17 protein-coding genes and 1 tRNA gene are annotated in these 17829 nt (G+C 63.8%); 12 read left to right on the forward strand and 6 right to left on the reverse strand.

The genetic code is table 11. From position 1 onward, the window contains the following. Positions 1 to 48 precede the first annotated feature (48 nt). The 3 genes from JOE62_RS07520 to JOE62_RS07530 all read left to right on the forward strand — a co-directional run bounded on the left by JOE62_RS07520 (position 49) and on the right by JOE62_RS07530 (position 2454). Positions 49 to 882, forward strand: coding sequence for a metal ABC transporter ATP-binding protein (locus JOE62_RS07520; protein ID WP_204721570.1), 834 nt, complete (start codon positions 49 to 51; stop codon positions 880 to 882). 9 nt (positions 883 to 891) lie between these two features. Further along, a complete protein-coding gene (locus JOE62_RS07525; protein WP_038990428.1) occupies positions 892 to 1749 on the forward strand; it encodes a metal ABC transporter permease in 858 nt (285 codons plus the stop codon). 75 nt (positions 1750 to 1824) lie between these two features. Further along, positions 1825 to 2454 (forward strand): maleylpyruvate isomerase family mycothiol-dependent enzyme, encoded by a 630-nt coding sequence (locus JOE62_RS07530; protein WP_204721572.1) that lies wholly within the window; start codon positions 1825 to 1827, stop codon positions 2452 to 2454. A 28-nt stretch (positions 2455 to 2482) separates the two neighbouring features. Here JOE62_RS07530 and JOE62_RS07535 read toward each other — a convergent pair whose 3' ends face one another. After that, positions 2483 to 3943 carry an HNH endonuclease gene (locus JOE62_RS07535; RefSeq protein WP_204721574.1) on the reverse strand — a complete coding sequence of 487 codons (1461 nt, stop codon included), beginning with the start codon at positions 3941 to 3943 and terminating at the stop codon, positions 2483 to 2485. An 80-nt stretch (positions 3944 to 4023) separates the two neighbouring features. Beyond that, positions 4024 to 4449 (reverse strand): Fur family transcriptional regulator, encoded by a 426-nt coding sequence (locus JOE62_RS07540; protein ID WP_066137597.1) that lies wholly within the window; start codon positions 4447 to 4449, stop codon positions 4024 to 4026. Positions 4450 to 4601: 152 nt separating this feature from the next. Between JOE62_RS07540 and JOE62_RS07545 the strand changes: the two genes are divergently transcribed. The 5 genes from JOE62_RS07545 (at position 4602) to JOE62_RS07565 (ending at position 7318) form a co-directional block, all read left to right on the forward strand. Then, the gene (locus tag JOE62_RS07545) at positions 4602 to 5306 is read left to right on the forward strand and encodes an MBL fold metallo-hydrolase (RefSeq protein ID WP_204721576.1); all 705 of its coding nucleotides are present in this window, start codon (positions 4602 to 4604) and stop codon (positions 5304 to 5306) included. Further along, on the forward strand, positions 5303 to 6139 hold the full coding sequence (locus JOE62_RS07550; protein ID WP_204721578.1) for a sulfurtransferase: 837 nt from the start codon (positions 5303 to 5305) through the stop codon (positions 6137 to 6139). The genes JOE62_RS07545 and JOE62_RS07550 overlap by 4 nt, the downstream gene beginning before the upstream one ends. Before the next feature lie 29 nt (positions 6140 to 6168). Then, on the forward strand, positions 6169 to 6597 hold the full coding sequence (locus JOE62_RS07555; protein WP_204721580.1) for an HIT family protein: 429 nt from the start codon (positions 6169 to 6171) through the stop codon (positions 6595 to 6597). A 215-nt stretch (positions 6598 to 6812) separates the two neighbouring features. Beyond that, positions 6813 to 7148, forward strand: a complete 336-nt coding sequence (locus tag JOE62_RS07560; RefSeq protein WP_204721582.1) for an ABC transporter permease family protein — start codon at positions 6813 to 6815, stop codon at positions 7146 to 7148. Continuing rightward, positions 7127 to 7318, forward strand: coding sequence for an AzlD domain-containing protein (locus JOE62_RS07565; RefSeq protein ID WP_204721584.1), 192 nt, complete (start codon positions 7127 to 7129; stop codon positions 7316 to 7318). The genes JOE62_RS07560 and JOE62_RS07565 overlap by 22 nt, the downstream gene beginning before the upstream one ends. Here the strand turns inward: JOE62_RS07565 and hrpA are convergent. Next, positions 7313 to 11293, reverse strand: a complete 3981-nt coding sequence (gene hrpA, locus JOE62_RS07570) for an ATP-dependent RNA helicase HrpA (RefSeq protein ID WP_204721586.1) — start codon at positions 11291 to 11293, stop codon at positions 7313 to 7315. The genes JOE62_RS07565 and hrpA overlap by 6 nt on opposite strands. 409 nt (positions 11294 to 11702) lie before the next feature. Between hrpA and JOE62_RS07575 the strand changes: the two genes are divergently transcribed. From JOE62_RS07575 to JOE62_RS07585, 3 genes are all read left to right on the forward strand, one after another. Then, positions 11703 to 12698, forward strand: a complete 996-nt coding sequence (locus tag JOE62_RS07575) for an ABC transporter substrate-binding protein (RefSeq protein ID WP_073707650.1) — start codon at positions 11703 to 11705, stop codon at positions 12696 to 12698. Positions 12699 to 12799: 101 nt separating this feature from the next. Beyond that, the gene (locus JOE62_RS07580) at positions 12800 to 13720 is read left to right on the forward strand and encodes an ABC transporter permease (protein WP_038990442.1); all 921 of its coding nucleotides are present in this window, start codon (positions 12800 to 12802) and stop codon (positions 13718 to 13720) included. Continuing rightward, a complete protein-coding gene (locus JOE62_RS07585; protein WP_038990443.1) occupies positions 13713 to 14504 on the forward strand; it encodes an ABC transporter ATP-binding protein in 792 nt (263 codons plus the stop codon). The genes JOE62_RS07580 and JOE62_RS07585 overlap by 8 nt, the downstream gene beginning before the upstream one ends. Before the next feature lie 74 nt (positions 14505 to 14578). Here JOE62_RS07585 and JOE62_RS07590 read toward each other — a convergent pair whose 3' ends face one another. The 3 genes from JOE62_RS07590 to JOE62_RS07600 form a co-directional block, all read right to left on the reverse strand. Next, the gene (locus JOE62_RS07590; protein WP_204721588.1) at positions 14579 to 15067 is read right to left on the reverse strand and encodes a GNAT family N-acetyltransferase; all 489 of its coding nucleotides are present in this window, start codon (positions 15065 to 15067) and stop codon (positions 14579 to 14581) included. A gap of 29 nt (positions 15068 to 15096) precedes the next feature. Continuing rightward, positions 15097 to 15819 carry a VIT1/CCC1 transporter family protein gene (locus JOE62_RS07595; protein WP_061952444.1) on the reverse strand — a complete coding sequence of 241 codons (723 nt, stop codon included), beginning with the start codon at positions 15817 to 15819 and terminating at the stop codon, positions 15097 to 15099. A gap of 121 nt (positions 15820 to 15940) precedes the next feature. Continuing rightward, a tRNA-Arg gene (locus tag JOE62_RS07600) sits at positions 15941 to 16016 on the reverse strand. 167 nt (positions 16017 to 16183) lie between these two features. Between JOE62_RS07600 and argS the strand changes: the two genes are divergently transcribed. Next, positions 16184 to 17827 (forward strand): arginine--tRNA ligase, encoded by a 1644-nt coding sequence (argS, locus tag JOE62_RS07605; RefSeq protein ID WP_204721590.1) that lies wholly within the window; start codon positions 16184 to 16186, stop codon positions 17825 to 17827. The last annotated feature ends 2 nt before the right edge of the window (positions 17828 to 17829 follow it).

The raw sequence follows: 17829 nt of genomic DNA on the forward strand, positions 1-17829 counted from the left end.
TTTTCGTTGCCGGCCCACCCGCAGCCAGCGCAATCCAGAAAGCAGTCAATGACTCAGACCCCCATCGTCAAATTCGAAGACGCGCGCCTTGCCTTCGGCTCGCGCGTGCTCTGGGAACAACTCGACCTGTCCATCGCGGCGGGGGAGTTCCTTGCAGTTCTGGGGCCCAACGGATCGGGCAAGACCAGCTTCATCAACACGATGCTCGGCACCACCGCGCTGAATCACGGCCGCGTCTCGATCGCCGGAGAGCCGGTGCGCAGGGGATCAGCTGCCGTCGGGCTGATTCCGCAGCAGCGCCCCTTTGGGGACAACGTCCCGTTGCGCGCCCGCGATCTGGTGGCGCTGGGGGTGGATGGCGCCAAGCCCGGGATCCGCATGGCCCGCCGGGCTGTGCGCAGCAAAGTCGATGAACTGCTGGAGCTCGTTGGCGCCAGCGGCTACGCCGACCGCGCGGTGTCCGATCTCTCCGGAGGCGAGCAGCAGCGCTTGCGCGCCGCCCAGGCATTGGCCAGCGACCCTCGGGTCCTGCTGTGCGATGAGCCCTTGCTGTCGCTTGACCTGAACCACCAGCAGGCGATCAGCGAAGTGATTCACCGCCAGGCCGTGGAGCGCGGGAGCGCCGTGGTCTTCGTGACGCACGAGATCAACCCGATCCTGCCGTACGTCGACCGTGTCCTGTACCTGGCCGAAGGGCGCTTCCACCTGGGTAGCGTGGATGAAGTCATGCAGTCCTCCGTGCTCACCGAACTTTACGGCGCTCCGGTCGCGGTGCTGCGGGTCAACGGACGCATCGTGGTGGTCTCCGGCGACGGAACCCGGGCCTTGCCCGCCGACGGGCATGACCACATTGAAGACATCGAACTCGAGACCGGAAAGTAGGAGCTGGATATGAACTTTTCGGATCTTCTGGAGAAGGCATTCAATTTCCAGGACTATGGGCTGCTGCTTCCGCTGGTGACCAATTCCCTGATCGCCGGCGCTGCCCTGGGCATCGTCGGCGGCCTGATCGGGATTTTCATCATGATGCGCGATATGGCTTTCGCCGTGCACGGCATCGCGGAGCTGTCCTTCGCGGGTGCGGCGTTCGCCTTGCTCATCGGCGCTGACGTGGTGACCGGTTCAGTCTTCGGTTCCATGATCGCGGCCCTGATCCTCGGCATCCTCGGAACCCGGGCCCGGGATCGTAACTCCATCACCGGCGTGCTCATGCCTTTCGGACTTGGCTTGGGCATCCTTTTCCTGTCGCTGTATGAGGGGCGAAGCGCGAACAAGTTCGGCTTGCTGACCGGCCAGATCGTGGCCGTGGATGATGTGCAACTGAACGGAATGCTGCTCCTTTCGGCAGTAGTGGTCATCGCGCTGCTGCTTGTCTGGCGCCCCTTGACCTTCGCTTCGGTGGATCCGGTGGTTGCCAACGCCCGCGGCGTGCGCACCTCGGGCCTGTCCATTGTCTTCATGATGATTCTGGCGTTGGCCGTGGCCGTGACGATCCAAGTGGTTGGCGCCTTGCTGGTGCTTGCGTTGCTGATCACCCCGGCCGCCGCCGCCATGCGCGTGACCTCCAACCCGGTTACTACCGTCGTGCTCTCCATCGTGTTCGCAGAACTGGCTGTCGTAGGCGGCATCCTGCTGGCATTGGCAGGTTCCTTGCCGATCAGCCCGTATGTCACGACGATTTCATTCCTTATCTATGTGATCTGCCGTGGAATCGAAGCGGTGCGTTCCCCGCGCCGGCACCAGGTATAGCGCTGCTCTCCCTGGAGCGCGTCGGCTGGCATGGGCTTGCTTGACTAACTGGAGTCCATGCTCCCAAGGTGGAACATGAGCAAAATCCCTGCCAGTGAAATCTGGCCATTGGTCCACGCCGAGCGCCTTGCCCTGATCGATGATCTGGGAACATTGACGGCGGATCAGTGGGAGGCTCCTTCGCTCTGCAGCGGGTGGAGCATCCATGACGTGGCCGCCCATTTAGTCAATAACGCGCGGGCAACGATTTTCCGGCTGCTGATCGCGATGGCCAAGGCTGGATTCAACTTTGACCGCCAGAACGATCAGGGAGTGGCGGCAGAGAAATCCGCAACTCCCGATGGCGCATTGCAGAAGCTTGTGAAGGTAGCTGGTTTGCGCGATGCTCCGCCGGGGCCGGTAGCCAGCCGATTGGTCGAAGAAATCGCGCACGGCGAGGATATCCGCCGTGCCGTGGGCTTGAAACGGGACTATCCCGAAATGTCGCTGGAATTGGCGATCAAGTACCAGGCCGCCACCCCTCAAGGCGTTGGCGGTGCCAAGGAACTGGCACACAAAGTGCAGTTATGCAGCCAGGACGAAACTTTTCGTTGGGGCATTGGCCCGCAGATCGTCGGTACTCGTCTTGAATTGCTGATGCTGCTCTCCGGCCGCGGCAAGCATGCTAGAGGGTTGTCAGGCCCGGGGATGGCCTTCGTGCGCTGAAATAGCGCGACGGAGCATGCGCTGCTATCTATGTTTGCGTGAAATCTGGACCATCGGGATGGTCGAGCCGTTCCTTGAATTGCGTGAACCACTGTGAATCGCACATCAATTGCGGGAAGGGCTTATGCACGTACCCAGTTGCCGGTGGCGCGGTAGAGCGATAGGACATTGCCGAGCCCGGGCAGATCAGCATCGAATGATGATCATTGAATGCGGTGTATTCGTACCAGCCGGTGGCTTGCTTTGCCTTATTGCAGATGGTGCAACGGCCCGATGAGTTCGAAACGCTGGTCGCTCCGCCACGGGCAAATTGGGTGACATGGTCTGTTTCCTCGACCAGCCCATCGCAGAATGGGGTTCGGCAGTGCCGGTCGCGGATCCTGATGAACTTCTTGAGCTTTTGCGGGAAGATCCGGGCTTTGGAATCCATCGTGATCAGTTCCTGATCCCCAGGTGCTGTGTACAGGCGGGTAATCTCGGTCATTACCTCGATCCGCTCAATATTTTCCGGGGTGAGCTTGGCTTCCATTTCCTCGAAGGTCAGCTCATTGGGGATTTGGTGGCCGCCAATCAGTTCCCGGGCTGTCTGGGCAGGGATGAAGCCGTAGCCTTCCAAATAGGCCGGTTCCCGATCGCCCATGAACAATGCCTTGTCGGTCATGATCAGCCCCAGCTGGACGTTGATCGTCTGATCGTTGTTTTCATCGAAGAACATGTAGCGGGCCAGCAGGTCGGCCTCGATCTGCGTGCGCGTGCGCGGGTCGCCCTTGCACTTGATCCTGAACGATTGGTCCCGCAGGGTCTTCTGCAAACCGGTGCCGCCCACAATGGGCAGACGGGCTTGCAGGAAAACGCATCCTTCTTCGCGGTCTTTGCGGAAGCGGACATAACGCTGGGCGTTGGAGTCCTTGAGCTTCTTGTCTTCGCGATCCGAGGTGTATTTGACGGTGAAGTTGGTGACCGTCTCCTTGATGCGCTTAGGCCCCATGGATTCGAACATGTCTGGATTCTGCCTGAAAATCTCATCGAACTCGGTGCGGCGCAGCGGCCGGACATCCTGCAGCGGAGTGAGTATTGCCTGGATCTGCGCTTCGGTGAATTCACCTCGGGAAAATGCGGCGGCAATATTTGGCGTGTCTTCGAAGAGGATGCGGCAATTGACCAAGTAGTTCCTGGAACCGTTTTGGGGCCGCTTGCGGGCGATGGCGACCCGGCTGGCTGCTCCGCGGACCTGGTCATCGATATTGGTGCCGCGCTCTTCATTCTCGCGCAGCACTTCTTTCTCCAGCTGATGAGCCAGGCCAGCTTGGCCATAGCGCAGGGAAGAGATGACGCCCTCGATGGATTCTATGGCTTGGGCGCATTCGGCTTTGCTGCCATGGTCTTGGAGCCATGACAGATCGTTCTGCAGCTGGATCAGGTGGGATTCCAAATCCGGCTGATCCGCGGTGAGTGCGAGGCCATTTCCGTGCGCCTTTGCTTCGGACATGCTATAAGTATACGCCCGTTATTCGAAAATGTCTTCGAATATTTTCTTGTGGGGATAACCGATCCCGGGTCTTGAAACGGCTACTTGGCGGAGCTGGTGCCGGTCTCGGCCTTGGCTCGGCAGTCGGCGCAGAGGCCGTAGATCTCCACGGTGTGCTCGGGATCGGAAAAGTCGTGCTCGGCTGCGACGCGGGCGGCCCAGCGCTCGACGGCCGGGGCGAGCACCTCGACGGTCTTCGAGCAGGAGCGGCAGACCAGGTGATGGTGGTGGACCTCGGTAACGCACTGGCGGAAACGGGCTTCGCCATCTCCGCTGCGCAGCACATCGACCAGGCCGTCGTCGGCCATGGACTGCAGTAGGCGGTACACGGTGGCCAGCGAAACTTTCTTCTCGGAATCCTGCAGCCAGCGGTGCAGCTGCTGTGCGGTGGCGAAATCATCGACCTCGCTTAGCGCCTCGGTGACGGCCAGGCGCTGCTTGGTGACCCGGGTTTCTGGCTGGGACATCGACGTGCACCATTCCTTGACGTTGTTGCGGATCGGCGACCAGCCAGCAAACTGGGCCAATCATCTGCGGTTTCCCTCAATTTTAGCCAACTTTGCGGCGCAATGCGTGTCTGGCTCTGGCATGGGCGGGGCGCTGAGCCTACGCTAAGGATATGCGCATCAAACTTAGGGGCCATTCCTGCGTGGAAGTGGGCACGATCGACGGCAAGGTCCTGCTGGATCCGGGCGGGTTCTCGCAGCTCGACGACGCATTCAACGGCATCAACGCCGTGCTGATCACCCATGAGCATGCCGATCATGCAGACCAGCCGGCCATCGCCGCCGCGCTGGAAGCGAACCCCGTCCTGGAGCTCTACGCGCCCGAAGCGCTGGCGCACGCAATGCGCGAGCAGCTACCGCCGGCCAGCGGATCCCAGGTGGTGGCGGTGCGGGCCGGGGCCGATTTCATCGTCGGCGGCATCCGCATCCGCACTTTCGGCGGCACCCACGCCACGATCCACCATTCGATCCCGCTGGTGGCCAATGTGGGCTACCTGCTGGGGGACCGCGCGGTCGGCCAGCAAGAAATCTTCCACCCGGGCGACAGCTACCAGGTTCCCATCGGGGCCAAGCCCGATGTGCTGCTGCTGCCGGTGATGGCCCCTTGGGGCAAGATGGCCGAGGCCACCGACTTCGCGGTAGCGGTGGATGCGGCGTGCTGGATCCCGATCCACGATGGGCTGCTCAACGGCAACGGGCTGGGCCTTTTCGACCGCCAGCTCGGCGCGATTGCCCAGCGCGCGGGATGCAGCTATCTGCGCCCGGAACCGGGAACCGAACACGAACTCGACGAGCTGCTGGGAGGACACAGCCAATGAACCCCTTGATCAGCGCCGCGCAGCTGCGCGAAATCCTGGACGCAGGCCAGAACCCGGTGCTGCTTGACGTGCGCTGGGTGCTCGGGCGCGATGACGGCGCGCAGAACTACGCCGCCGGGCATATTCCCGGCGCCGTGTTCGTCGACCTGGAAAAGGAGCTCTCCGGGACCCCGGGCGAGCATACCGGCCGCCACCCGCTGCCCTTGCCGGCGGACTTCGAAGCGGCCGCGCGCCGCTGGGGGATCGATGGCGGTAGCGAGGTCGTGGTGTACGACGACGCCGGCGCGCTGGCCGCGGCCCGCGCCTGGTGGCTCTTGCGCCATGCCGGGTTCGAGCGCGTGCAGGTGCTCGATGGGGGACTGGGCGCCTGGACCGGCGCCGGCGGGCAGCTGGCGCTGGGCTACGAGCAGGCCGAGCCGGGCAGCGTGTCGCTGTCCTGGGGCCGGATGCCGGTGGTGGAGCGCGACGAGCTGGGACAGGTGGCCGGGACGCTGATTGATTCGCGAGCCACCGCACGCTACCTGGGCATCGAGGAACCGGTGGACCCGGTGGCCGGGCATATCCCCGGCGCGCGCAATCGCCCCACCACCGACAACCTGGACGCACAGATGCGTTTCCACGCGCCCGAAGCGCTGCGGGCCAGCTTCGCGAAGCTGGGCGCTGACCGGCCGGGTTCGGCCGCCTACTGCGGTTCCGGGATCACCGCTTCGCACCAGGTGCTGGCCGCGGCCACCGCCGGGATCGAGCTGGCGCTGTTCCCGGGTAGCTGGTCGGAATACTGCTCCTACCCGGATGCGCCCGTCGCCACGAGCGACGAGCAGCACCGCCACTAGAATTCAGCAATCAACGCAGAAAGGCAGCAATGAGCACGCTGTTCACCAAGATCATCAACGGGGAAATTCCCGGCCGCTTCGTCTGGAAGGACGAGCAGTGCGTGGCGTTCCTGTCCATCGGGCCGCTGTCCGACGGGCACACGCTGGTGGTTCCGCGCGTGGAAATCGACGAGTTCACCGACGCCGACGATGAGCTGATGGCGCACCTGACGCTGGTGGCCACCAAGATCGGGCGCACCCAGAAGCGCGTGTTCTCCGCGCAGCGCGCCGGGCTGATGATCGCCGGCTTCGAGGTGCCGCACCTGCATGTGCATGTCTGGCCGACCAATTCGCTGGCCGACTTCGATTTGTCCCGGGCGGCCGACAATCCGGATCCGCAGGCGATGGAGAACAACGCGCAGGCGCTGCGCGAGGGGTTGCGCCAGGACGGCCACGGCCAGTTCGTGCCCGGGGCCTGAGCCGGCCTTCAGCCCTGTGACGGCCTAGCCGCGGAGCTTGCGCATGGTCATTTGGGAGGCTGCACCGCGTCAGGGGCAAGGGCGCAAAGATCTACAGCATGTTCGCGCTGACCGATGAGGCCTACGCGCTGACCCTGCAGGCAGAGCGGAACAACTATTCCTCGACGCGGATCACGGCCATCTAGGGACTGCTCCATGCAAGCTGGACCACCAGCGTGCTGGCTGGGGCGCTGCTGAGCTCACTGATCCCCGAAGCCATCAAGGGCCTGGAATTTGCGGTGACCGCATTATTCGCCGTGCTGGCGATCGAAGCGTTCAAGGCGCACCGCAGTATTCCGCTGTCCCTGGCCGGACTGGCGGTGGACTACCTGCTGCGCCGCTTCAGGAAGAAGGAAGCAATGCCCGAAAACCTGTACCTCTTTTCTGCCAGCGCGGCGAGCACCGCCGTGACCTTCGGGCTGCGCGCGCTGCCCTTCGCCTTCATCGCCAAATTGCGCAGCAACGGGGTCATCAACTACCTCGCCTGCGCATGCCGCTGGGCATCATGGTAGTGCTCATTGCTGCCACGCTGCCCGCCGGCATCATGGATCCGGCAGTGGCCTGGCCGGTGGCCGCCGCGCTGGCGGCCACCGTGGGGCTGCACCTGCTGAAGTCCAACGCGGTGCCCAGCGTGCTCGGCGGCACCGCCGTGTATGTCGGGATCCTTTCCTGGCCGCTATAGCTGCGCCAGCGAATCCTTGATCGCCTTGCGGATGCGCTTCTCGCTGACCGTGTAGGCGGTGCCCAGCTCCTGGGCGAACAGCGAGATGCGCATTTCCTCCAGCATCCACTTCACCTGGGCCAAGCCGGCCGGCACCCGGGCGCCCTCGGGCACCTTGTCCAGCGTGGCATCGTATTCGTCCTCCAGCTTCTGGATGATCGCCAAAGCCTGCCCATCGCGGGTGACCGCACCGCCGCGCAACTTCTCCAAGCGCAGCTCGATGCCCTGCAGGTAGCGTGGCAGGCGCATCAGGTGCGGCGCGCCGGTAGCGGCGATGAAGCCCGGGTAGATCAGCTGCTCCAATTGCGAGCGGATATCGCTCACCGCCGCGAACATCGCCAGCGACTTGGTGTTCTTCACATCCTTGGCGATGCGGGTGGAGGAGCCGAACACCTTCGCCACGATCGCGGTGATGGTGAAGACCGTATCGATCTGCTCGGCGCGCACGGTTTCGAACAGCGCCTCGAATTCGGCGCGGTTCATCGGCAGCCGCTCGGGCACCAGCTGGTCGACCGCTGCCATGGTGCAGTCGGCGATCAGCTTCTCGATGGAGCCGTGCGGGTTCTGCGTGAACACCAGCTTCTCGGCGTTCTTCAGGTGCGAGATCACGAACTTCGCCGCTGGCGGCAGGCGCAGCATCAGCAGCCGGATCACGCCCCCGCGGTGCGCCGCGTCGCGTTCGGCCTGGGTGCGGAAGACCGTCAGGTCCACCTTGTCCCCGGTATCCAGCAACCCCGGGTAGGCGGTAATCTGCTGGCCCATCACGGTGGTGCTCACCTTCTGCGGCAGCGTATCGCCCAGGGTCTCGCCAGCGGATTCCAGCTGCGGCCAGTGATCCAGCCCGCGCTGGTCCCAGGCCCCGGTGGCAGCGGAGCCAGCGGCCGCGGAGCCGGCGGCCTTGGCTCCCTTCTGCTTCCGCTTCGAGGAGGAAGCCATCGCCCCAGGGGTCCCGGGCTTGCCGGCTGCGCCCGGCGCGGCCGCCCCGGGGGAGTTGACCCCGCTGGCCAGTGCGGCGCGGTTGGCGGCGGCGAACTTGTACTGCAGCGCAGCCAGATCGTCCCCGCGCCCGAGCACCTTGCCCGAGCCGTCGGTAATCGTGAAGCCGAAGCGCAGGTGCGCAGGCAGCGCGGCGAAATCGAAGGAGGCGGGGTCGACGACGATGCCGCGCAGCCGGCGCAGCACCAGGGCGAGCGATTCGGCCAGCTCGTCGGTGTCCGGATCGAAGTCCGCCTCCAGCATCCCCAGCGCCTTGGAAGCCACATCCGGGGCGGGCACGAAGTTCTTGCGGATCGCCTTGGGCATCGAGCGGATCAGCGCGGTGAGCAGCTCGTGGCGCAGCCCCGGGATCAGCCAGGCGAAGCGGGCGGGATCGAGCTGGTTGAGGAACACCACCGGCACGGTGATCGACACGCCATCGCCCTCGCCGGCGGATGCTGCCGGGTTGTACTCGTAGGACAGCGGCAGGTGGATGCCGCCGAGCTTCCAGGTGGTCGGGAACGCGGTCTCATCCACCGCGTCCGTTTCGGCCAGCAGCGCCTCGGGGTCGAAGTCCAGCAGCGCCGGGTCGGCGGCGCGGGCCTTCTTCCACCAGCGGTCGAAGTGCCGCTCGGAGTACACCTCGGCACCCACCCGGGCATCGTAGAACGCGAACAGGTCCTCGTCCGAGATGCGCAGGTCGTGGCGGCGCATGCGGGTTTCCAGCTCCTCGACTTCCTCGAGCAGCGCGCGGTTCTTCGCGAAGAACTTGTGGTGAGTGCGCCAATCGCCCTCAACCAGCGCATGGCGGATGAACAGCTCGCGGGCCAGGTCCTTGTCCACCCGCCAGTAGTGGAACTGCCGGCGGGGGACGATCGGCAGCCCGAAGAGCGTGACCTTCTCGTAGCCCATCACCGAGCCGTTGCGCTTGGACCAGTGCGGCTCCGAGTGGGTGCGCTTGAGCAAATGCGGGGCGAGCTCCTCCACCCAGGCGGGGTCGATCGCCGCATTGGTGCGAGCCCACAGCCGCGAAGTCTCCACCAGCTCGGCGGACATCACCCAGGTGGGGGACTTCTTGAACAGGCCCGAGCCGGGGAAGATCGCGAACCGGGTGCCGCGCGCGCCCTGGTAGTCGCGCTTGCGCTCGTCGTAGAGCCCGATGTGCCCGAGCAGCCCGGACAGCAGCGACTTGTGCACCTCGTCCTCGTTGGCTGCCGGCTCGATCGGGGCGGCCGCGACGGTGATGCCCAGCGGCTTGGCCAGCTGGCGCAGCTGGGTGAACAAATCCTGCCACTCGCGCACGCGCAGGTAGTTGATGAACTCGGCCTTGCACAGCCGGCGGAAGGCCGAGGAGGACAGTTCCTTCTGCTGCTCCTGCAGATAGGCCCATAGATTCAGCAGCGCGATGAAGTCGGACTTGCCGTCGGCGAAGCGCTTGTGCAGCTCGGTGGCGCGCTCGCGCTGCCCGGTCTCCTCGCTGGGCCGCTCGCGCGGGTCCTGGATGCTCAGCCCGGCGGCGAGCACCATCACTTCCTTGGCGACCGAGCGCTGCGCGGATTCGACGATCATCCGGCCCAGGCGCACATCCAGCGGCAGCTGGGCCAGCTTCCGGCCGACCTCGGTGAGCTTGGCCGACTTGTCCTGGCCCAGCGCCCCGAGCTCGCGCAGCAGGTTCACGCCATCGGTGATCGCCTTGGCTTCGGGCGGCTGGACGAACGGGAAGCTGGCGACTTCGGCGGCCGAGGCCACCACGCCCATGGAGATCATCTGCAGGATCACGCTGGCCAGGTTGGTGCGCAGGATTTCCGGGTCGGTGAACTCAGGTCGGGAGTTGTAGTCCTCCTGGGAGTACAGGCGGATGGCGATGCCCTCGGAGACGCGGCCGCAGCGGCCCGAGCGCTGGTTGGCGCTGGCCTGCGAGACGCGCTCGATCGGCAGGCGCTGCACCTTGGTGCGATGCGAGTAGCGGGAGATGCGCGCGGTGCCGGTATCGATCACGTACTTGATGCCCGGCACGGTCAACGAGGTCTCCGCCACGTTGGTGGCCAGGATGATGCGCGGGGCGCCGCCGGGGTGGAAGACCCGGTGCTGCTCGGCCAGCGACAGCCGGGCGAACAGCGGCAGCACCTCATAGCGCGGCAGGCGCTTGTTGGCGGTGACCATGGCGCGCAAGGCTTCGGCGGCATCGCGGATTTCGCGCTCGCCGGAGAAGAAGATCAGGATGTCGCCCGGCGCTTCGCCGCTCAGCTCCTTGACCGCGTCGGTCACCGCATCCAGCGGGTCGCGCTCTTCCTCCAGGGTGTTCTCCGCCGCCTCGTCGGCGTCCATCGGCTGATCGGCCTGCAGCGGCCGATAGCGCAGCTCCACCGGGAAGGTGCGCCCGGAAACTTCCAGGATCGGGGCAGGGACCAGTTCGCCTTTGGCATCCTGTTTGCCGAAGTGCGCGGCGAAGCGCTGCGGGTCGATGGTGGCGGAGGTGATGATGATCTTCAAATCCGGGCGCTTGGGCATGATCTGCTTGAGGTAGCCGAGCAGGAAGTCGATGTTCAGGCTGCGCTCGTGGGCTTCGTCGATGATGATCGCCGAGTACTTCTTCAGCAGCTTGTCGCGCTGGATCTCGGCCAGCAGGATGCCGTCGGTCATCACCTTCAGCTTGGTCTTGCGCGAGACCTCGCCGGTGAAGCGCACGTGGAAGCCGACTTCCTCGCCGATGGTCGTGCCCATCTCCTCGGCGATGCGCTCGGCCACGGTGCGCGCGGCCAGGCGGCGCGGCTGGGTGTGCCCGATCATGCCCTGCTCGGCCAGGCCGAGTTCGATGAGCATCTTGGGAAGCTGGGTGGTCTTGCCCGAACCGGTTTCGCCGGCGATGACCACTACCTGGTTTTCGCGCACCGCGTCGAGGATGTCCTCTCGGCGGGCTGAGACGGGAAGTGCTTCGGGATACGTAATGCTGAGCGCCATGATGTTCCCATTCTATTCACGCCCCGCATTTTCGTGGTGGCCGCCGGGCCGGAGCCTGGCCGGGCAGCAGAAATGCAATAACCCAGGCGGTCGGCAAGCAGGGGTCCAGGAGTCAAATTTTCAGATTGTCCAAGCAATTGTCGACAACTTCGGGCCGCCAAATACAAAACTTCCAGATTCCGGCCAGAAGTGGATCGTTTGTGTCCATCAGAATCGGTATCAAGAGGCAATCGTCTAGGAAACGACCTTGATTGTAGGCAAGGTGAGGTCGTTCACATGTAAGATCGTGGGTAATCATCGTCGCGATGCCTGGACGGTTCCCGCATGCTGCGCACCAGTTGCGCTTCATAACCTGGCATCCGCGCTATCGGTGGGAATCACTCGCAAGGGAACTTTGAAAGGAACTTCAATGAAGAGCTTCACCGCCATGAAATTCGCTGCGATCGCAGCAGCTGGCGCATTGGCCCTGACCGCCTGCGGCGGCAGCGGAGAACAGGGTGCCGCCGGAGGCGGCGACGAACCAGTCAAGATCGGCATCTCCCAGTTCGTCTCGCACCCGTCGCTGGATGCAGTGGTCACCGGCTTCAAGGCAGGCATGGAAGAAGCCGGCTACACGGGCGAGAAGATCAGCTACGACGAGAACAACGCCGAAACCGACCAGGCCACCAACACCTCGATCGCCGGCAAGCTGGCCGCCGATTCGGATATCGACCTGGTGCTGGCAGTAGCCACCCCATCGGCACAGGCAGCCGCCCAGGCGATCACCAATGTTCCGGTGCTCTTCTCGGCTGTGACCGACCCGGTGGATGCCAAGCTGGTTGCTTCCAACGAAGCCCCGGGCGCAAACGTCACCGGCACCTCGGACATGAACCCGGTCGATGAGCAGCTGCAGCTGCTCAAGGACCTGGTGCCGGATGCCAAGAAGGTCGGCATCGTCTACTCCTCGGGCGAAGCGAACTCCGCAGTCCAGGTGAAGATGGCCAAGGAAGCCGCCAAGGGCCTGGGCCTGACCATTGAGGAAGCCGCCGTCTCGGCCTCCAGCGAAGTCCAGCAGGCCGCCAGCTCGCTGGATGTCGACGCGTACTACGTCCCGACCGACAACGCCGTGGTCTCCGCACTGGAAGGCCTGCTGCAGGTTGCCCAGAAGAACAAGGTTCCGGTCATTTCGGCTGACGGCGAGTCCGTCAAGCGCGGCGCGACCGCAACCTACGGCATCAACTACGAGAAGCTCGGCGAGCAGACCGCTGCCATGGCCGTGAAGCTGCTCAAGGGCGAGGCCGAGCCGGCAACCATGCCGGTGGAGACTATCTCCGAGGTCGACCTCTACCTGAACGAAGATGCCGCCAAGAAGGCAGGCATCGAATTCACCGATGAGATGAAATCGGAAGCCGTCGAGGTCTACTAAACCCCGGCAACAACTTATCGACGAAAGGCGAGGCGCATAACCTGATGCCTCGCCTTTCGTCGTGATAACTCGCAAAAAACTTACAACTCAAGGATCCACACATGATCACAGCGGTTGAACTCGGCCTGATCTACGCCATCATGGCGCTCGGGGTGTACCTGACCTTCCGCATCCTGGACTTTCCCGACCTGACCGTCGACGGCAGCTTCACCACCGGTGCAGCCGTCGCCTCGGTCGGCATCGTGAACGGGATGAATCCCTGGCTGGCCACCGTGCTGGCCTTCTTCGCCGGCATGGTTGCCGGTGTCATTACCGGCCTGCTGCATACCAAGGGCAAGATTGACGGCCTGCTCGCCGGCATCCTGACCATGATCGCGCTGTACTCGGTCAACCTGCGCATCATGGGCAAGGCCAATACCCCCTTGCTCGGCGAGGAAACGCTGATCAGCCCGATGCGGGCCGCCGGCATCCTCGGCTCGGCCGCTTCGGTGGCGATCCTCTTCGGCGTCTGCTTGGTCTTCGTCGCGGCAATCGTCTGGTTCCTGCACACCGAACTGGGCATGGCCATGCGCGCCACCGGCGACAACCAGGAGATGATCCGCTCCTTCGGCGTAAGCACCGATAACCAGAAGATCCTGGGCCTGGCGCTGTCCAACGGCCTGGTGGCGCTCTCCGGCGCGGTCATCGCCCAGTACCAGGGCTTCGCCGACATCGGCATGGGCATCGGCCTGATCCTGATCGGCTTGGCATCGGTCATCGTCGGCCAGGCGATTTTCACCCAGCGCTACATCTGGCTGGCCGCCATTGCGGTGGTCTTCGGTGCCGTGATCTACCGCCTGGTCATCCAGCTGGCCCTGTCGGCCGGCCTGGAGGTCAACGACATGAAGCTGATCTCCGCGGTCCTCGTGGTCGTGGCCCTGCTGCTGCCGAAGTGGAAGGGTTTCCAGAAGATTGTGAAGTCCTTCAAGCGCACCCCGGCGCCCGTCACCGAATCCAAGGAAGAGGTTCGCACCAATGCTTGAGATCAAGAACCTGTCCCGCACCTTCTTCCCGGGAACCGTCAACGAGCGCAAGGCGCTGCGCAACATCAACCTGAACCTCTCGGACGGCGAATTCGTCACGGTCATCGGTTCCAACGGCGCCGGCAAGTCCACCGTGCTGAACATGGTCGCCGGCAAGCTGCAGCCGGATACCGGCTCGGTGTCCATTGCGGGCAAGAATGTCACCAAGATGGCCGACTACTCCCGCGCCAAGTACATCGGCCGGGTGTTCCAGGATCCGATGGCCGGCACCGCGCCGACCATGTCCATCGAGGAGAACATGGCGCTGGCCTACGCCCGCGGCCGTTTCCGCGGACTGGGCCTGGGCGTGGGCTCCAAGCGCCGCGAGCTGTTCGTCGAGGAGCTCAAGTCCCTGGAGCTCGGTCTGGAAGGGCGCCTGAAGACGAAGGTGGGCCTGCTCTCCGGCGGCCAGCGCCAGGCGCTGAGCCTGCTGATGGCCACCTTCTCCAAGCCGAAGATCCTGCTGCTCGATGAGCACACCGCGGCCCTGGATCCGCAGCGTGCGGCGCTGGTCTCGCGCTTGACCAAGGAAATTGTCGAACGCCACCAGCTGACCACGTTGATGGTCACGCACAATATGGAGCAGGCATTGCAGCTGGGCACCCGGCTGATCATGATGCACGACGGGCAGATCATCCTGGATTTGAACCAGGAAGAGAAGTCCAGGATGACCGTCCAGGACTTGCTCGACGAATTCAGCAAGATCAAGGGCGCGCAGCTCGATGACAAGACCATGCTGCAGTAGCTGAATTGCCCAGTATCAAGGGCTTTGCCGATCCGAGGGGGCGGCAAAGCCCTTGCTGTTTTTAAGCCAGGGTTTTAGCGCAGTGTCTTGGACAACAGGATTTCCACTCGTCCCGAAGCTTCATCCCTGTGTTCTTCACCAGTAGGACGGTAGCCGTTGGCCTGATACAGCTTGATGGCCCGTGAATTATCGGCGATGGCCCATAGACGCAAATCGTGGGAACCGGCCTTCTGCGCGAAGTGGTCCACTTCGGCCAAGAGTTCGCGTGCCACGCCCTGTCCCCAGAAATCCGGCGCAACAGCGACGTAGTAGATCTCCAGATAGCCATCTTGCGGTGAGCAGAGGGTAAATCCTGCTGGAACCCCGTCCTCGGATGCGACCACGAGCCTGGCACCAGGCAAGGCCAAACGACGCTCGACGCCGGCCAGTGCTTGGCTGCCGTCGAAAGGCAGGGGCTTGTGATCGCGTTGGGCCGCAGCCTGCGCCCAGATTTTCGCAGCGCTCTGGACGTGCTTCGAATCCTGTGGTGTCGCTTCAGCAAAAGTTATCGATGGGGTGTCCATGAATAGTTTCCCAGGCCGGAGTTCGTGGGCTAGATGATTCCGCTGGAGCCAAGCAGCGAGCCGATGGCGAAGGTCGCGGCCAAGGCTAGGGCACCGCCGATGACCAGGCGCAGCGCTGCCACGCGTTTGGAGCTTCCGCCGATGTAGGCGCCGAGCGTCCCGGTAAGTGCGAGGGCTACGAGTACCGCGGCAAAGGTCACCGGAATGCGGATCTGTTCCGGCGGCAGCAAGATCGCCAGCATGGGCAAGATGGCGCCGACAATGAAGGACGCCGCTGATGCATAGGCGGCATGCCAAGGATTGACGACTTCTTCTTCATCGATATTCAGCTCGGCGGACAAATGTGCTGCCAACGCATCATGCTCGGTCAGCTCGGTGGCTACCTGCATCGCGGTGTGCTGGCTCAATCCCTTGGCCTCGTAGATCCCGGCAAGCTCAGCGAGCTCCGCGTCGGGATCGTCACGGAGTTCTTGGCGCTCCTTTTCAACCAGGGCTCGCTGCGAATCACGTTGGCTGCTGACCGAAACATATTCACCCAGGGCCATCGAGATGGCTCCGCCGATGACCGCGGCCATTCCGGCAGTGAAGATGGGGGCGGTGTGGTTGGTGACGCCGGCGACGCCAACCACTGTGGCGGCTACCGAAACGATGCCGTCATTCGCGCCGAGCACCCCGGCGCGGAGCCAGTTCAGGCGTTCGGCGAAGTTCTGATCGTGTGGCTCATCCGGGTGGGCCTGCGTTGAATCGGTCATGCCCCAAGATAACCACCAGCTGGGCGAGAACCGCCAGTGTTTAGCTGATCTGCGGTGGAAGATCACACCGCTGGGGAAATAAAAAAATTGCAGGTCCGGATAAACCAGACCTGCAATTTGCTGGTGCCCCTGAAAGGAATCGAACCTTCGACCTTCTGCTCCGGAGGCAGACGCTCTATCCACTGAGCTACAGAGGCGTGTTGCCGGGCAACAGAAAAAATACTATCAGGTGGTGTGCTGATCTGCGCAATTCGAGCAGCCGGGCTGTGATGTGTTGTAAAAGTCACCGAACCCGGCAAGTCTCACAGCCTTGGCGGAGTCATGAATGCTAATTAAGCAGTGCAATTACCGGTATTCTTGAACGGTGACTCCTGAAGAACTCTCCGCAGCAATATCCGCATGCCTCACCGAAGCCGTCGCCGCTGGTGAAATCTCCGTTGAGGTTCCAGACACCGTGCGTGTCGACCGTCCCAAGAGCCGTGAGCACGGTGACTGGGCAACCAACATCGCGCTGCAGCTGGGCAAGAAGGCCGGCATGGCACCGCGCGACTTCGCGCAGATCCTTGCCCGACGCCTTGCCGAAGTTCCAGGAGTCGGCGCCGTGGACATCGCAGGTCCAGGCTTCCTGAATATCACCCTCGAAGCTGGCGCCGCCGGCGAACTGGCTCGCACCATCGTCGAGGCCGGAGCCGCCTACGGCAACAACCAGGCCCTGGCTGGCCACGTGGTGAACATGGAGTTCGTCTCGGCGAACCCCACCGGACCACTGCATATCGGCCACACCCGCTGGGCCGCCCTGGGCGATGCGATCTCGCGTGTCCTGCGTGCCTCCGGCGCTAGCGTGACCAGCGAGTACTACATCAACGATGCCGGCAACCAGATGAACGTCTTTGCCCGCTCGGTGTACAACCGCATCCACGGCCTGCCGGTCCCCGAGGGCGGCTACCCCGGCGAATACATCAAGGAACTGGGAGAGATCGTTCTCGCCGAAAACCCGCGCCTGAAGGACCTGGACGAAGCCGAAGCCATCCCGGCCTTGCGCGAAGCCGCCTACAAGGCACAGCTCGAAGACATCAAGAAGACCCTGGCCGACTTCGGCGTCAGCTTCGACGTGTTCTTCTCAGAAACCACCTTGCATGAGGGCGGTGCCGTAGCTGACGCCGTGGCACGCCTGCGCGAACAGGGCCACATCTTCGATTTGGAAGGCGCTGTCTGGCTGCGCACCACCGATTTCGGCGATGACAAGGACCGCGTGCTGATCCGCGCCAACGGCGAACCAACCTACTTCGCCGCGGACGCCGCCTACTACCTGTCCAAGAAGGACCGCGGCTTCGAAGAGAAGATCTACCTGCTCGGCGCCGACCACCACGGCTACGTCAACCGCCTGAAGGCCATTGCCGCGTGCGCTGGCGATGACAAGGAAAAGAACATCGAGGTGCTGATCGGCCAGTTGATTTCGGTCAACGGAGCCAAGCTGTCCAAGCGCGCCGGCAACATCATCGAGCTGCGCGACCTGATCAACTGGATCGGCGCCGACGCGCTGCGCTACTCGCTGGCCCGCTTCCCGGCCGATTCGCCGATCGCACTGGACCCGGAGCAGCTGAAGAAGAACACCAACGACAACCCGGTGTTCTACGTGCAGTACGCCCACGCCCGCTCGGCCGCCGCAGCCCGCAACGCCGCCGCCAAGGGCGTGACCCGCGATGAGTTCGACGCCGCGCTGCTGACCGACGCCACCGAAAACGAGCTGCTGGCAGTGCTCGGCCAGTTCCCGTCGGTGGTTGCCGGCGCCGCTGAATTCCGCGAACCGCACCGCATCGCCCGCTACCTGGAGCAGGTCGCCGGCGCCTACCACTCGTGGTACGCCGCCACCCGCATCACCCCGATGGGCGAAGATGAAGCAGTCGCACCGGTGCACGGCACCCGCCTGTGGCTGAACGACGCCGCCACCACCGTCTTGGCAAATGGATTGGAACTGCTGGGCGTTTCCGCCCCAGAGAGGATGTAAGA

Source organism: Glutamicibacter nicotianae (assembly GCF_016907615.1).
GTDB classification, from domain to species: domain Bacteria; phylum Actinomycetota; class Actinomycetes; order Actinomycetales; family Micrococcaceae; genus Glutamicibacter; species Glutamicibacter nicotianae.

What these genes read in the sequence shown, in the direction of transcription:
- JOE62_RS07520 (WP_204721570.1), top strand. Translation starts at nt 49, where the DNA reads ATGACTCAGACCCCCATCGTCAAATTCGAAGACGCGCGCCTTGCCTTC.
- JOE62_RS07525 (WP_038990428.1), top strand. Translation starts at nt 892, where the DNA reads ATGAACTTTTCGGATCTTCTGGAGAAGGCATTCAATTTCCAGGACTAT.
- JOE62_RS07530 (WP_204721572.1), top strand. Translation starts at nt 1,825, where the DNA reads ATGAGCAAAATCCCTGCCAGTGAAATCTGGCCATTGGTCCACGCCGAG.
- JOE62_RS07535 (WP_204721574.1), bottom strand. Translation starts at nt 3,943, where the DNA reads ATGTCCGAAGCAAAGGCGCACGGAAATGGCCTCGCACTCACCGCGGAT.
- JOE62_RS07540 (WP_066137597.1), bottom strand. Translation starts at nt 4,449, where the DNA reads ATGTCCCAGCCAGAAACCCGGGTCACCAAGCAGCGCCTGGCCGTCACC.
- JOE62_RS07545 (WP_204721576.1), top strand. Translation starts at nt 4,602, where the DNA reads ATGCGCATCAAACTTAGGGGCCATTCCTGCGTGGAAGTGGGCACGATC.
- JOE62_RS07550 (WP_204721578.1), top strand. Translation starts at nt 5,303, where the DNA reads ATGAACCCCTTGATCAGCGCCGCGCAGCTGCGCGAAATCCTGGACGCA.
- JOE62_RS07555 (WP_204721580.1), top strand. Translation starts at nt 6,169, where the DNA reads ATGAGCACGCTGTTCACCAAGATCATCAACGGGGAAATTCCCGGCCGC.
- JOE62_RS07565 (WP_204721584.1), top strand. Translation starts at nt 7,127, where the DNA reads ATGCCGCTGGGCATCATGGTAGTGCTCATTGCTGCCACGCTGCCCGCC.
- hrpA (WP_204721586.1), bottom strand. Translation starts at nt 11,293, where the DNA reads ATGGCGCTCAGCATTACGTATCCCGAAGCACTTCCCGTCTCAGCCCGC.
- JOE62_RS07575 (WP_073707650.1), top strand. Translation starts at nt 11,703, where the DNA reads ATGAAGAGCTTCACCGCCATGAAATTCGCTGCGATCGCAGCAGCTGGC.
- JOE62_RS07580 (WP_038990442.1), top strand. Translation starts at nt 12,800, where the DNA reads ATGATCACAGCGGTTGAACTCGGCCTGATCTACGCCATCATGGCGCTC.
- JOE62_RS07585 (WP_038990443.1), top strand. Translation starts at nt 13,713, where the DNA reads ATGCTTGAGATCAAGAACCTGTCCCGCACCTTCTTCCCGGGAACCGTC.
- JOE62_RS07590 (WP_204721588.1), bottom strand. Translation starts at nt 15,067, where the DNA reads ATGGACACCCCATCGATAACTTTTGCTGAAGCGACACCACAGGATTCG.
- JOE62_RS07595 (WP_061952444.1), bottom strand. Translation starts at nt 15,819, where the DNA reads ATGACCGATTCAACGCAGGCCCACCCGGATGAGCCACACGATCAGAAC.